12 protein-coding genes are annotated in these 13,087 nt (G+C 65.0%); 5 read left to right on the plus strand and 7 right to left on the minus strand.

The annotated features are described in order from the left end of the window. Positions 1-11: 11 nt before the first annotated feature. From ACZM22_RS00710 to zapA, 7 genes are all read right to left on the minus strand, one after another. Positions 12-2,042: a penicillin-binding transpeptidase domain-containing protein gene (locus ACZM22_RS00710; protein ID WP_489542773.1), complete on the minus strand. Its 2,031-nt coding sequence runs from the start codon at positions 2,040-2,042 to the stop codon at positions 12-14. A gap of 16 nt (positions 2,043-2,058) precedes the next feature. Next, positions 2,059-2,568 (minus strand): hypothetical protein, encoded by a 510-nt coding sequence (locus ACZM22_RS00715; RefSeq protein ID WP_484423773.1) that lies wholly within the window; start codon positions 2,566-2,568, stop codon positions 2,059-2,061. Between the two features lie 19 nt (positions 2,569-2,587). Next, positions 2,588-3,427 (minus strand): rod shape-determining protein MreC, encoded by an 840-nt coding sequence (gene mreC, locus ACZM22_RS00720; RefSeq protein WP_489542774.1) that lies wholly within the window; start codon positions 3,425-3,427, stop codon positions 2,588-2,590. Between the two features lie 13 nt (positions 3,428-3,440). Beyond that, positions 3,441-4,013, minus strand: a complete 573-nt coding sequence (locus tag ACZM22_RS00725) for a Maf family protein (protein WP_489542775.1) — start codon at positions 4,011-4,013, stop codon at positions 3,441-3,443. Between the two features lie 5 nt (positions 4,014-4,018). Continuing rightward, positions 4,019-4,468, minus strand: coding sequence for a dUTP diphosphatase (gene dut, locus ACZM22_RS00730; protein WP_489542776.1), 450 nt, complete (start codon positions 4,466-4,468; stop codon positions 4,019-4,021). 63 nt (positions 4,469-4,531) lie between these two features. Further along, entirely contained in the window at positions 4,532-6,610 is a 2,079-nt protein-coding gene (locus tag ACZM22_RS00735) for a U32 family peptidase (protein ID WP_489542777.1), read from the minus strand. Beyond that, the gene (zapA, locus tag ACZM22_RS00740; RefSeq protein WP_483267548.1) at positions 6,607-6,924 is read right to left on the minus strand and encodes a cell division protein ZapA; all 318 of its coding nucleotides are present in this window, start codon (positions 6,922-6,924) and stop codon (positions 6,607-6,609) included. Before zapA ends, ACZM22_RS00735 begins: the two co-directional genes overlap by 4 nt. Positions 6,925-7,131: 207 nt before the next feature. Here zapA and ACZM22_RS00745 point away from each other — a divergent pair, with 207 nt between their 5' ends. The 5 genes from ACZM22_RS00745 (at position 7,132) to alr (ending at position 13,035) form a co-directional block, all read left to right on the plus strand. Beyond that, the gene (locus tag ACZM22_RS00745) at positions 7,132-8,061 is read left to right on the plus strand and encodes a DnaD domain protein (RefSeq protein ID WP_489542778.1); all 930 of its coding nucleotides are present in this window, start codon (positions 7,132-7,134) and stop codon (positions 8,059-8,061) included. A 4-nt stretch (positions 8,062-8,065) separates the two neighbouring features. Then, positions 8,066-9,055 carry an ATP-binding protein gene (locus tag ACZM22_RS00750; RefSeq protein ID WP_489542779.1) on the plus strand — a complete coding sequence of 330 codons (990 nt, stop codon included), beginning with the start codon at positions 8,066-8,068 and terminating at the stop codon, positions 9,053-9,055. 135 nt (positions 9,056-9,190) lie between these two features. Beyond that, a complete protein-coding gene (locus ACZM22_RS00755; protein WP_484423766.1) occupies positions 9,191-10,021 on the plus strand; it encodes a ParB/RepB/Spo0J family partition protein in 831 nt (276 codons plus the stop codon). Positions 10,022-10,098: 77 nt separating this feature from the next. Then, positions 10,099-11,778: a VanW family protein gene (locus tag ACZM22_RS00760; RefSeq protein WP_489542780.1), complete on the plus strand. Its 1,680-nt coding sequence runs from the start codon at positions 10,099-10,101 to the stop codon at positions 11,776-11,778. Positions 11,779-11,949: 171 nt separating this feature from the next. Next, the gene (gene alr / locus ACZM22_RS00765) at positions 11,950-13,035 is read left to right on the plus strand and encodes an alanine racemase (RefSeq protein ID WP_489542781.1); all 1,086 of its coding nucleotides are present in this window, start codon (positions 11,950-11,952) and stop codon (positions 13,033-13,035) included. Positions 13,036-13,087 lie beyond the last annotated feature (52 nt).

Raw genomic sequence — 13,087 nt, forward strand, 5'->3', positions numbered from 1 at the left:
AGACCTCACACTTACTTCAAAAGGGTATTTTCGCCTATGGCAGTGCCGTCCTGGGCGCGGCTGAACCAGGAGTTGATGATCTCCACCGCCGTGTTGGCCAGCGCCGCGCCGCTGCCGCCCTTCTCGATGACGATGGCCACGGCGATCTCGGGTTTTTCGTAGGGCGCATAGGCCACGAACACGCCGTTGGCGATGTCGGTACCCACCTGAGCCGAACCGGTTTTTGCGCCGGCGGATACCACGCAGTTTTCGAAGGCGTAGGCCACGGAGCCGGACACCGTCAGCTCGTGCATGCCCCTGGTCACAGCGCTCAACGTAGAATCGGATATTTCGACTGTATTCATCGGTTTATCGCCGTACATGTACAGCAGCCGCGAGTTGTCGTAGGCTTTGACGTTCTTCAGCAGATGAGCCTGATAATGGTCGCCGCCGCCCACCAGCGTGGCCACGTAGTTGGCCAGCTGCAGCGGCGTAAACAGGTTGTAGGACTGGCCGATGGCGGCGGTAATGGTCTGGCCGTCGGTCCACTCCTGATCGTGGCTTTCCGCCCACTCGGGGGAGGCCAGCACGCCGCTGGAGTCGCCAATTTCAATGCCGGTGGACTGCCCCAGCCCGAACTGAGAGGCGTAGCTGTCCAGTGTCCGGATACCGGTGAGCCGTCCCACCTCATAGAAAAAGTAGTTGCAGGAGTCGGTGATGGCCTGAGACACATTGATGCGTCCGTGGGTGGAGCCGGTCTGACTGTAGATCCAGCACATGGGCTGCGGGTCCTTGTAATAGGTGTAGATACCGCGGTCCTGGATGATGGAGGACGGCGTGATGATGCCGCTCTCCAGTGCCGCCACCGCCGTCACCATCTTGAATGTGGAGCCTGGGGCATAGATGCCCTGGGTAGCGCGGTTGAACATGGGCAGACGCTGGTCGTTCACCAGCTCATCGTAGTCCTCGTTGAACGTGGACAGGTCGTAGGTGGGGTAGCTGGCCAGCGCCAGCACCTCGCCGGTTCCCACACTCACCACGGCGGCCGCACCGCCGCGTTCGTTGCTGTCCTTGTCGATCATGCCGGAGATGGTCTCCGCCAGCGCCGCCTCCACATCGGCCTGGAGATCGATATCCAGCGTCAGCGCCACCGTGCCGCCCGGCTGCGGCTCACGGGTGTAAAGCTCACCGGTGATCTTGCCGGTCTCGTCGGTGGTGATGAGCCGCCGCCCGTCCGTGCCCCGCAGGTAGGACTCAAATGCCTTCTCCACGCCGTCCTTACCCACCAGATCGTTCATGGAGTACCCCTTGTCGGCGTACCCCACATAGTCGGTGTCCTCGTTGCTGCTCCACTCCTCCTGCCAGATGGGGCCGATAGTGCCCAGAATGTGGGCCGCCAGCGCAGTGTTGTATACGCGCGCTGAAGCGGTGCGGATGGTGACACCCTCGTACCGTCCATCGGTGATGAGACTCAGCACCTCCGTGGACACATCCTCGGCGAAGGTGTAGCTGTCGCGGCTGTGCAGCTCATACCGCACGCCTACGATGAGCCGCGCCTCCCGCTCCGACAGGCTTTCGTCCACGTGGTACAGCTCCCGCAGCTCCGAGAGGAGCTGCCGCCCGCTGGCGCCGGAGGTCAGATCGTTTTTTTCGATAAACTTGTCAAAGGTCTCCGACCGCGCGTTGGAGTACCGCAGGAAGTTGCCCACCCGCCCAATGGGCAGGGTGTCGTTCCAGCCGGTCCCCGTCTCCTCGCACAGCTGCACCAGCCGCAGGATGGCGGCGTTCAGCGCCGCATCATCGTCAAAGCCGCTGCGGTCGAACACCAGCGTATAGGCCAGCCGATTAGACACCAGCACCTTGCCGTTGCGGTCGGTGATGATGCCGCGGGAGGCCGTCACCGTCTCACTGGCGGCATTACTGGAGATGGATTTGGCGCGGTTTTCGCCGCCGTGGAGGATCTGGGCGTCGTACAGCACCGCCGCGAACAGCAGCAGGAACGCGCCGAAAAACGCCAGCAGGGCGATGACCCTCCGCTTGGCCGGATGTGGGTTCTGCATCATGGGAAACTCCTTTTGGTCATGCGCTCCGCGTCAGGCGGAACACCTTGTAAAACGAGATATGTGCCAGCGGCGTGGCCGCCAGCGACAGCAGCAGCTCCTTGCCCATCAGCATCAGCGCCGGACCGGTGGAGATGCTCTGCTGGTACGTCCGCAGCAGGATCTGCAAAAGCCCGCACAGCAGCAGGCCCACGGCGTTCGCTGCCAGCGAGCAGAAAAATCCCGCCACGATGACCTGACCGGACAGCAGCTGCGCGATGACCGCCGCCGCCAGAAAGACCAGGCAGTAGAAGCACACGAACACGCCGGTGGGCATCAGCAGATCGCAGGCCAGCCCGAAGAACAGGGCGTACAGCAGCGACTGCCCGCTGCGCTCCAGCGTTACGGGAATGACCGCCAGCGCCGGCAGCAGGAAGGGGTGGACGCCGCCGATGCGGATGCGTACCAGGATCAGGTCCTGCACTGCCAGCAGCACCAGCGCACACAGGCAGTAGAGTATCCATTTTTGTACGATGGCGCGCCGAGTCATGGCGTCTCCTTTCCCGCGGTCACTCCACCACGTCGAAGTCGGTGATGATATACAGGTCCGTCAGCCCTTCCGGGTCGCAGCGGGGCTCCAGCACCGCGTAGCGGGCCAGCCCGCCGTCGTCTGTGCGCACATCCTCCACGGAGCCAATGGTCAGCCCGTAGGGATAGTACCCGCCCAGCCCGGAGGTGACGATGAGATCCCCCGTGATAAGGGTGGAGGAGTCCGGCAGATAGGTGAGCTTCAGCTTGCCCTGACTCATCAGCGCCAGATCTCCGGCGGCGATGGCCGTCTCTTCCGTGCGGAACACCATAGCGCCCAGCTGGGAGCCGGTGTCCAGGATGGTGGTCAGGCGGCACCAGTTCAGGCCCACCTCCGTCACCACACCCACCAGATTGCCGTAGCAGTCCACGGCGCAGTCGTTTTCCGTCACGCCGTGCTGGCTGCCTCGGTTCAGCACCAGTGTGCTGGCCCAGTTGGACACGTCCCGCTGGGTGACGCGGGCCGCCTCAAACTTCAGGTCGGACCGCTGCTCCCGCAGGTCCAGAAGCTTCCGCAGCCGCTGGTTCTCCTGCGCTGCGGGCTGGGCGCTCTGCAGCTCCTTCCGCAGCTGGGCATTCTCCTGCCGCAGGGCCTCGTTCTCCGCCTGCAATTCCTCCACGCTGGCAAAGTGGTCGCTGATGCCGTCCACCCAGTTCACCACCGCGGACCCCGCTGCGCGGAAGGGGGACGCAATAACGCCCAATGCGTTGTGGAGAAAGCTGGTGCCGGAGCCCATGGCCGAGATGATGCACAGTACCACGGCGATCACCGCCGCGCCGCCCAGCAGCCAGATACCTGTTTTGGTAAAAAATCGCTTCATTGACCGTTTCCTTTCAGCCCAGCAGGGTGATGCCGAACTCCGCCAGCATCCGGCTCAACAGCAGCACCGGCAGCCCCATCACGTTGAAAAAGTCGCCGTCGATGCGCTCTACCAGCAGCGCGCCCTGGCCCTGCACGCCGTAGGCCCCCGCCTTGTCCATGGGTTCGCCGCCGGCGATGTAGGCCCGCAGCTCTGCCTCCGATGCGGTGCGGAAATAGACATCCGTGGACAGGGCGCGGGTCAGCGCCCGCTGCCCCTGCCGCACCGTGACGCCGGTACACACCGTGTGGCGCCGCCCCTGCAGCGCCGTCAGCATGGCCAGCGCCTGAGCCTCGTCAGCGGGCTTACCCAGCTTCTTGTCGTCCAGAAACACCATGGTGTCGGCGGTAATGACGATCTCATTCTCCGTGGACGCCACAGCCTGAGACTTCTCGCGGGAGATGTAGCGCACGATCTCCTCCGGCGTCAATCCGTCGGGATACCACTCCTCCACCTGGGGCACGCGGACGGTGAAGTCACGGATGCCAATCCGCTGCAAAAGCTCCTGTCTCCGCGGGGAGCCGGAGGCCAGTATGATCCTCGCCATACCGCTCACCGCCCCGTGGAGCCGAAGCCACCCGTGCCGCGATCCGTCTCGTCCAGCGTGTCCGCCGGCACCACCGTGGGCTGCACCACCGGCGTCACCATCAGCTGGGCGATGCGGTCGGCGGGTTGGACGGTGTAGGCTTCGCTGCCCAGATTCACCAGACCCACCCCGATCTCGCCGCGGTAGTCGCTGTCAATGACGCCCACGCCGTTGGACAGGCACACACCCTGCTTGATGCCCAGCCCGCTGCGGGCGAACACCAGCGCCACATAGTCCGCCGAGGGCAGGGCAATGGCGATGCCGGTAGGGATGAGCCGCCGCTCACCGGCGGCCAGCGTCACCGGCTGGTCGATGCAGGCGTACAGGTCCATGCACGCTGCGCCCGCCGTGGCGAAGCGGGGCAGGGGGATGTCCGTCCCGATTTTGGGGGACAGAGCTTTGATCTTCAGTTCCATAGGCAAATTTTCCTCAAATATTGAAAACTATCTGTAATATACTATCGTAATTATACCATGAGTTTACTCAACGCCGCGGTAAAACAGGCCGCGGGTCAGGTCCTCCGGCGTCCAGTTGCCGCCGTTCTGATACCGCTGCAGCACCTGCACGCACTGCTCCGGTGTCTCCGTAGTGAACCGCAGCCGCCCATAGGTCAGGCCGCAGCGCCGCATTTCCGGCTTGTCGGCGAGGAACAGCGTCTTGCTGTTCTGGATCTCGCACCGGCAGCCGTAGCCGCAGAGCACAGGGAATCGTGCGCCGGTACGGTCAGTGAGGACGCTGCCTGCCCCGTGGGTGCAGCCCACGCTGCATCTGGTGACGCAGTTCTCCGTCACCATCAGCGGCAGCCGCCCGTAAATGATGGCCTCGCAGGGCAGGTACTTCCGGAGATCCCGCACCTGCTGCCACCTTAGCTCGAAGGAGACTGTCGCGCTGGCCAACCCCTGCTCCTGCCAGAACAGCAGGGCGCGGGAGTTGAAAATGTTCAGTCCGAAGTCGCCCCGCAGCGTCCGGTTCAGTCCCCGGACGATGGGGAGATGGCCCAGATTGCCTATGGCCACCGCCGACGCCTCGGGGTGCTGCTCCAGCAGCTGCCGCAGGGGCGTCTCGTCTGCCGTCCGGAAAATGCGGGGCAGCACAGCGCACAGCTCCGTCTCGCCCCAGTCCAGTTCGGGGTCCAGCCGCTCCAGTTCTTCCACAGGAACATACACCGCCGCAGGCTTTTCTGCCAGCAGCGCCGCTGTTACCTGCTCTGCCTTCTGCACGGAACAGGTGAAGCGCATAGCCTGCCCGCCCTCCGGCGCATCCGGCAGGGGGAGGGCAGGCAGCTTCCGGCGGGGTGGGATGTCCATCCGCCGCTTTGCCAGCTCCTCCAGCAGCTCCCGGCGCAGACCGTTGACGGCGCTGGCGGGTATCGTCAGTCCCTCATCCAGCTCGATTTCGATACGGTCTGCTGTGAATACGGTGCCGCCGGTCTTGCTCAGCCGCTGCCGCAGCTCCTCCGCTGTTACCGCGCGGTTCCGGGCTTCCTCCGGTACAGCGCCGTCCACGGCGAAGGCCGCGCCGCCGTGGACGGCGCAGGCGCCGCTCAGCCGCACAGGTTCGTCTCGCCGTACTGACAGGCGGAGATTTACCGGTATTTTTCTGTTTTCACGCCCGTTTTCATACATTTCACGGGCCTTTGCAAACAGCTCCTTCGGCTCCGGCGCGTTCTCCGGACGGGTGCCGAACATCTGGGGACCCTTTTTGCCCAGCCAGTAGCCGTCGGTGAAACCGCTGCGGGAAAACGCCTGCTCCAGCCGGCGGGATTCTTCTGCCGTGGGCTGCCGCTTTTCGTCCAAAAGCCGCCGGTAGATGCCGGTGACCACCGCCACATACTCCGGCCGCTTCATCCGACCCTCCAGCTTGAGACAGGCCACGCCCATGGCCTCCATCTCCGCCAGATACGCCGACAGGTTGGCGTCCTTCAGGCTCAGGGGATGGCCGCCGCGGCAGGGCCCGTTGACCCCGTAGGGCAGGCGGCAGGGCTGGGCGCAGGCGCCGCGGTTGCCGCTGCGCTCGCCCACCACGGCACTCATCTCGCACTGACCGGAGTAGCACATGCACAGTGCGCCGTGGGCAAAAACCTCGATCTCGGCGGGACAGCCGGCGCAGATCTCGCGTATCTCATCGCGGGCCAGCTCGCGGGCCAGCACCACCCGCTCCAGTCCCAGCGCGGCGGCCTCGTTGGCTCCGCCCAGGGTGAACAGGCTCATCTGGGTGCTGGCGTGGAGCGGTACGTCCGGCACGATCTCGCGGGCCAGGGTCAGCAGCCCCCAGTCCTGCACCAGTATGGCATCCACACCCATATCACTGGCCTTGCGCAGCGACTCTGCCGCCTGCTCCAGCTCACGGTCCGTCAGCAGGGTGTTCAGCGTCAGAAAGACCCGCACGCCTCGCAGATGGCAGTACGCCACTGCCGAAGCGAATTCCTCATCGGTGAAGTTTTTGGCACTGCGCCGCGCGTTAAAGGCGCCGAAGCCCATATATACCGCGTCCGCGCCGGTCTGGACGGCGGCAATGAGGGAGTCGAGGCCGCCGGCGGGGGAGAGGAGCTCCATCATCCCTTGCGGTTCTGCTGGGACTGCAGCTTGCGGCGCAGCTCGGCGGCCTCATTCTTGGCGCGGCTGGCCTCGTCCAGATAGGTTTTCAGCTGGCGGCGCAGATTGTCGGCGTTTTCCTGGGCCTTGCACAGCTCATCCGCCAGGTTCACGGCGGCCAGTACGGCGGCGTTGTCGCGGCTCATGTGAGCGCCGTCCATCAGCTGGCGCATCTCGCCGTCCACCATGGCGCCTACCTTCTCCATATAGGCCGCGTCCTCCTCTGCCACCAGCGTGTACTCCGTGCCGCAGATGGTCATTGTTACCCGATTCGCCATAGGTCAACCTCCTCTGTATCTTCGCAAAAATTATGTTGTCTCTATCGGTAAAGATATCAATACAGCATCCATTATAGCACAATTTCCCGCTGTGGAAAGCCTATTTTGACGAAAAGCGGAAATTTGTAAAAATGTGACCGTCCCTGCTTTACGCCGACGGACTTTTCATGTAAAATAGGGAGCACTGAGAAAAGGGAGGCCGGAGCCATGAGCGGTTATATCCTGCGGGGCGGACAAGAGAATATCACGCTGCCCGCCGCCGCAGTGGAGAGCCTGCTGCGCCGCGGGGAGGGCGATGCCGCCCTGCTGTATCTGGCGCTGCAGCGGTTCGGCCGCGGCGTAACGCCGGAGGAGCTGGAAAAGGTGCTGCCCACCATGAGCCGCCTGCGGCTGGACGCAGCGGAGCGGGTATTGCAGGAGCTGGGACTCCTGCCGCGGCCCCAGACGCCCGGCCCCGAACCGGCGGCGGAAAAGCCCGTTTACTCCGCAGAGGACATCACCGCCCTGCTGACGGACAACGAGGGCTTCCGCCTGCTGATCCCCCAGACGGAGCAGCAGCTGGGCAAAAAGCTGCGCACCGCAGACTTGCAGATACTGGCGGGGCTGTACGATGATCTGGGCCTGCCGGCGGACGTGATCTATCTGCTGCTGTGCCACTGTGTGGACAGGGCCAGAGCCCAGTGGGGCGAAGGACGCCGGCCCACCATGCGGCAGGTGGAGAAGGAGGGCTATCACTGGGCCCAGCTGGGCCTGTTCGATCAGGACAGCGCCGCCGCCTACCTGCGGACGTGGAGCCGCCGCCGCCAGAAGATGGGGGCGTATATGAAGGCGATGCAGCTGCCGGACCGCCCGCCGGTGGAAGCGGAGAGCCGCTATATCACAGACTGGATGGACATGGGCTTCCCGCCGGAGACGGTGGTCATGGCCTATGAGCGGACGGTGTTTTATAAGAAGGATATGAACTGGCGCTATCTCAACGGCATCCTGCGCCGCTGGCACGAAAACGGCTGGCACACGCCGCAGCAGGTGGAAAAGGGCGAGGAGCGCAAGAGCGCACCGGCCCAGAGCGGCGGCCAGAGCGGCCAGCAGGGAGGCGCGGAGCAGAACGCGTGGATGCGCCGGTACATCAAGAGGTGACGACATGGCATACGACGGCAGGATCATGCAGCGGGCGCTGGCCCGCTTCGACGAGGACAAGCAGCGCCGATCCGCCCAGCTGGATCAGCGGCGGCGGGCGCTCTACGCCCGTGAGCCGCGGCTGGCGGAGATCGAGACGGAGCTGCGGGGCACCATGAGCCGTATCATCTCCTCCGCACTGGCCCGGGGGACGGACCCGCTGCCCGCCATTCGGGTACTGCGGGACGAGAACCTTGCCTTACAGCAGGAGCGGACGCAGCTGCTGGCAGCCATGGGCTATCCTGCGGACTATCTGGAGGAGAAGCCTGCCTGCCGCCTGTGCGGCGACACCGGCTATGCCAACGGCCGCGTGTGCGGCTGCCTGCGGGCCTACTACGCCCGCGAGCAGCTGGCGGAGCTGTCCCGCCTGCTGCCCCTGGGGGAGGACAGCTTCGAGACGTTCAGCTTCGACTGGTATGACGGCGCGGTGCAGCCGGCCTTCGGCGTGTCGCCCCGGGCCAATATGGAGCGGAACTTCGACGTCTGCCGCGACTACGCCTACCAGTTCGCCAAGGGCGGCGGCAGCCTGCTGCTGTCCGGCGGTACGGGACTGGGCAAGACGTTTCTCTCCGCCTGCATCGCGCGGGTGGTCAGCGAAAACGGCTTCTCCGTGGTGTACGACACGGCGGCCAGCGTGTTCGCACGGTTCGAGGACGCCAAATTCCGGCGGGATGAGGACGGCGGCGAGGATGCGGACCGCTGCATGCGCTGCGACCTGCTGATTTTGGACGATCTGGGTACAGAGATGACCACCTCCTTCGTCCAGAGCGCCCTGTACCAGATCGTCAACGGGCGGCTGATGGAAAAGCGCTCTACCATCATCAGCACCAATCTGGCGCCGGAGGAGATCGGCAGCCGCTACGGCCGGTCCGTGCTGTCCCGTCTGGAGGGGGAGTACGAGATCCTGCCCTTCTTCGGCGAGGACATCCGGCGGCTGAAGCGGGAGCGGCAGTGATATGAACAGGACGTAAAAAAGACGCCTGCGGGCGTCTTTTTTTGCGCGCAGGGACAGATTTTTCGGATTTCCCGACGGTTTCTGCCTGATTTCGCGGCAAATGCGCCGTAAAATGGGGGAAAGGAGGGGGAGACCATGAGGAAAAACCAGAAGGGGGAGTTTCTGTCCAGCCGCGTCCGCTACATCGCCATTGGCGCCGTGCGGCCCAATCCGCAGCAGCCCCGCCGCAGCTTTGACGAGACGGCGCTGCGGGAGCTGGCGGACAGCATCCGCGCCTACGGGATTTTACAGCCGCTGACGGTGCGGGACAAGGGCGGCTATTACGAGTTGGTGGCGGGAGAGCGGCGGCTGCGGGCCGCCCGCATGGCGGGCCTGCGGGAGGTGCCGTGTCTCATTGCGGCGGTGGGGGAGGAAGACGCGGCGCTGCTGGCCCTCATCGAGAATTTGCAGCGGCGGGATCTGGACTATCTGGAGGAGGCGGCGGCCATCTCCCGCCTCATCGGGCGGTACGGCCTGTCCCAGCAGCAGGCGGCGGAGAAGCTGGGCAAGTCCCAGCCCGCCATCGCCAACAAGCTGCGGCTGCTGCGGCTGGGGCCGCCGGTGACGGACTGCCTGCGGCAGTACGGCCTGACGGAGCGCCATGCCCGGGCGCTGCTGCGGCTCACCGACCCGGAGCAGCAGCTGGCGGCGGCGCGGCACATGGGGCAGCGGGGCCTCAACGTGGCCCAGGCGGAGCAATACATAGATGCCCTGGCCGCCCGGAACCGGACGGAGCCGCTGCGGCGGCGTCCCACGTACATCATCAAGGACGTGCGGCTGTTCCTGAACAGCGTGGAGCGGGGCGTGCGGCTGATGCAGTCGGCGGGCGTAGGCGCGGAGGTAGGCCGCTGCGACACGGACGAGGAGATCCTCTTGACCATCCACATTCCCAAGCGCCGGCCCGCAGGGGTTGTTACGGATTCGTAACCCATTTCCCACAGGGGTATGGTATCATGGGCTGGCACAGGATACCCCTGTGGCGAAAGGGAAGGAGGGGGACATCTATGGAAGAAAACATCGTGTCCTCTGTGAAAACGACAGAAGCGGCCGACGGCGCACGGCTGGAACAGATTGCACCGGAGAAGCCGCCGGTCTCCGGCGGCAGAAAGGCGGGCTTGATCGTCGGCATCGTCGTGGGCGTGCTGGCACTGGCCTACATAGCCGCCTGCGCGGTGGTGCAGTTCCTGTATAACGACACCGCGCTGCCCCACACGGATGTGCTGGGGGTGGACGTGTCGGGACAGGCTGCCCAGCAGATCGAAGCGCTGTGGGAGCAGCAGGGCGAGCGGGTCCTCCATGACACCGCCGTGACCCTGACGGAGAGCGGTGAGAGCATCGGCGCCGTCACGCTGGAGGAGCTGGGCGTCACCGTGACGCCCCAGGCGGCGGCTGTGGCCGCCGGTGCGTCCCGGCGGTACGAAAGCTGGGGCGGCGGGGCGCTGGCATGGCTCCGCGGCGGGTATGAGCTGATCCGCAGCTGGTTTGTCCAGACCTCCGCCGTACCGGCGCTGGACGTGGATCAGTCGGCGCTGGATGCCGCCTGCGAGAAGTTGGCGGCATCGCTGAACTGCACGGTGGTGGACGGCGGCTACCGTCTGGAAAAGGGCGAGGGCCTGTATATCACCAAGCCCGCTGACGGCCGCATGCTGGACGCGCCGCAGCTGGAGAGCGACCTTGCCGCCATGCTGCAAAGCGGGGAGCTGACGCCGGTGGCCTGCGTCTATGAGGAGAAGAAGGCCCAGACCGTGGACGTGCAGGCGATACACGACCAGCTGGCGGGAGAGAAGGTGGAGGCCGTCTGCGACAAGGAGACGGGGAAGCCCACCGAGTCCCGTGTGGGCCTTTCCTTCGATGTGACGGCGGTGCAGGCTCAGCTGGACGCCGCACCGGCGGGTACGGAATTCCTGGCCGATGCGGAGGTGGAGTTCCCCACCGTGTCCACCGAGGAGCTGGAGGAGTGCATGTTCCGCGACGTGCTGGGCACCTACACCACCAAGTGTGCGGGACCCTGGGGCCGTCACCAGAACATCAAGCTGGCGGCGGCGGCCATCAACGGCAGGATCTATAACCCCGGTGAGGAGTTCTGGTATAACTCCGCGGTGGGCCAGCGCACGGCGGCCCGCGGCTACCAGGAGGCCGGCGTCTACGAGGGCGGGCGCACCACCACCGGCATCGGCGGCGGCATCTGCCAGGTGTCCTCCACGCTGTACTACGCGGTACTGCTCAGCGATCTGGATATCGTGCTGCGCTACTGCCACATGTTCAACCCGGGCTATATGCCCATTGGCTGCGACGCCACGGTGAGCTGGGGCGGGCCGGACTTCGCCTTCCGCAACAGCCGCGACTATCCTATCAAGATCGTCACGTCCTACAACGACAATACCAACGAGGTGACGTGTACCATTCTGGGCACCAAGGTGGATGACCACTACGTGGTGATGACCAACGCCGTGCTGGGCGTCACGGACTATCAGACGGTGTATCAGGAGTCGCCGGACGTGGCCCCGGGCGAGGAGGTCATCGACCAGTATGGCCATACCGGCTACTACGTCCGGACGTGGCGCAACATCTACGATGGCGACGGCAACCTGCTGTCCAGCCGCGTGGAGGCCGACAGCCACTACGACGTGGGCAACAAGATCATTCTGGTGGCGCCTGGGTATCTGCCGGGCGACAGCGAATAACGAAAAGGGGCATATCCGCGATATGCCCCTTTTTGCAGGCGGAGACTGTCGAATCTTGCGATTTTATTAAATGTTTCCGCCGAACACCTTAAATCGGCAGCGGCTCACTTGCGTACCGCCGCAGAAGGGGTATAATCGAAACACAGACATCACCGGAGGGAGGGAAATACTGTGCGCACACTGGTCATCGATGCCGCGGCGCTGGCGCGGAACCTGGACAGGCTGCGGCGAGCTGCGTCGGCCCGCATCATCGGCGTGGTGAAGGGGAACGGCTACGGGCTGGGCCTGACGGACTACGCCCGCTTTCTGACGGAGCACGGCGTGGATATGCTGGCTGTGTCCACGGCGGAGGAGGCTGCGGCTCTGCGTCAGGCGGGGATCGCGGCGGAGGTGCTGATGCTGTCCTCCACCGCAGTACCCCGGGATGTGGCCGTCCTGCTGGACTGCGGCGCCATCCTGACGGTGGGCTCCTGCGCTGCGGCGGAGACGGTGTCCGCTGTGGCCGTGGAAAAGGGCGTCACTGCCCGCGTCCACGTGAAGCTGGACACCGGCATGGGCCGCTTCGGCTTCCTGCCGCAGGACGTGACGGAGGCCGCCGCCCTGCTGAAAAGCCTGCCATCGATGCGGGTGGAGGGGGTGTTCACCCACTTCGCCAACACCACCGACGAAGCCTTGACCCGCCGGCAGTACCAGCAGTTTCAGGAGGGAGCGGCCCTGCTGGAACGGGCCGGTATCGAAACGGGTCTGCGCCACGTCTGCGCCTCCTCCGCGTTTCTGCGGTATCCGGAGATGCAGCTGGACGCGGTGCGTCTAGGCTCGGCGCTGCTGGGACGGCTGTCGGTGCCGGACCCACTGGGGCTGGAGAAGATCGGCTGGCTGGAGACGCAGGTCATGGAACTGAAGGACTTGCCGTCTGGCTGGAAGGTGGGCTACACCGGCGCGTACCGCACCAAGCGGCCCACGCGTCTGGCTCTGCTGCCGGCGGGCTATACCAGCGGCGTGGGGGTAACGGAGGAATCCAACGCCCTGCGCCTGCGGGACAGGGTGTACCGGCTGCTCCGCACCGGGCGGGCACTGCTGCGCAGCAACGGTCTGACGGGGCTGGTCAACGGCCGGCGCTGCCCTGTGCGGGGCGTGGTAGGTGCCACCCAGCTGGCGCTGGACGTGACGGACGTGCCCTGTGCCGTTGGGGACACGGTGCGTCTGGAGGTGCGGCCCAAATACGTGGACAGCGCCGTGCCGCGGGAATACCGATAAGGACGAAAAAAGGAGCCGGACTTTATGAGTCCGGCTCCTTTTATGCGATTTT

This window comes from Vescimonas sp. (assembly GCF_057856985.1).

Excerpts from the sequence above, each read along its gene's own strand:
- ACZM22_RS00715 (WP_484423773.1), bottom strand. The coding sequence starts at position 2,568 with ATGACTCGGCGCGCCATCGTACAAAAATGGATACTCTACTGCCTGTGT.
- ACZM22_RS00750 (WP_489542779.1), top strand. The coding sequence starts at position 8,066 with ATGGCATACGACGGCAGGATCATGCAGCGGGCGCTGGCCCGCTTCGAC.
- ACZM22_RS00725 (WP_489542775.1), bottom strand. The coding sequence starts at position 4,013 with ATGGCGAGGATCATACTGGCCTCCGGCTCCCCGCGGAGACAGGAGCTT.
- ACZM22_RS00760 (WP_489542780.1), top strand. The coding sequence starts at position 10,099 with ATGGAAGAAAACATCGTGTCCTCTGTGAAAACGACAGAAGCGGCCGAC.
- ACZM22_RS00755 (WP_484423766.1), top strand. The coding sequence starts at position 9,191 with ATGAGGAAAAACCAGAAGGGGGAGTTTCTGTCCAGCCGCGTCCGCTAC.
- dut (WP_489542776.1), bottom strand. The coding sequence starts at position 4,468 with ATGGAACTGAAGATCAAAGCTCTGTCCCCCAAAATCGGGACGGACATC.
- zapA (WP_483267548.1), bottom strand. The coding sequence starts at position 6,924 with ATGGCGAATCGGGTAACAATGACCATCTGCGGCACGGAGTACACGCTG.
- ACZM22_RS00710 (WP_489542773.1), bottom strand. The coding sequence starts at position 2,042 with ATGATGCAGAACCCACATCCGGCCAAGCGGAGGGTCATCGCCCTGCTG.
- mreC (WP_489542774.1), bottom strand. The coding sequence starts at position 3,427 with ATGAAGCGATTTTTTACCAAAACAGGTATCTGGCTGCTGGGCGGCGCG.
- ACZM22_RS00745 (WP_489542778.1), top strand. The coding sequence starts at position 7,132 with ATGAGCGGTTATATCCTGCGGGGCGGACAAGAGAATATCACGCTGCCC.
- ACZM22_RS00735 (WP_489542777.1), bottom strand. The coding sequence starts at position 6,610 with ATGATGGAGCTCCTCTCCCCCGCCGGCGGCCTCGACTCCCTCATTGCC.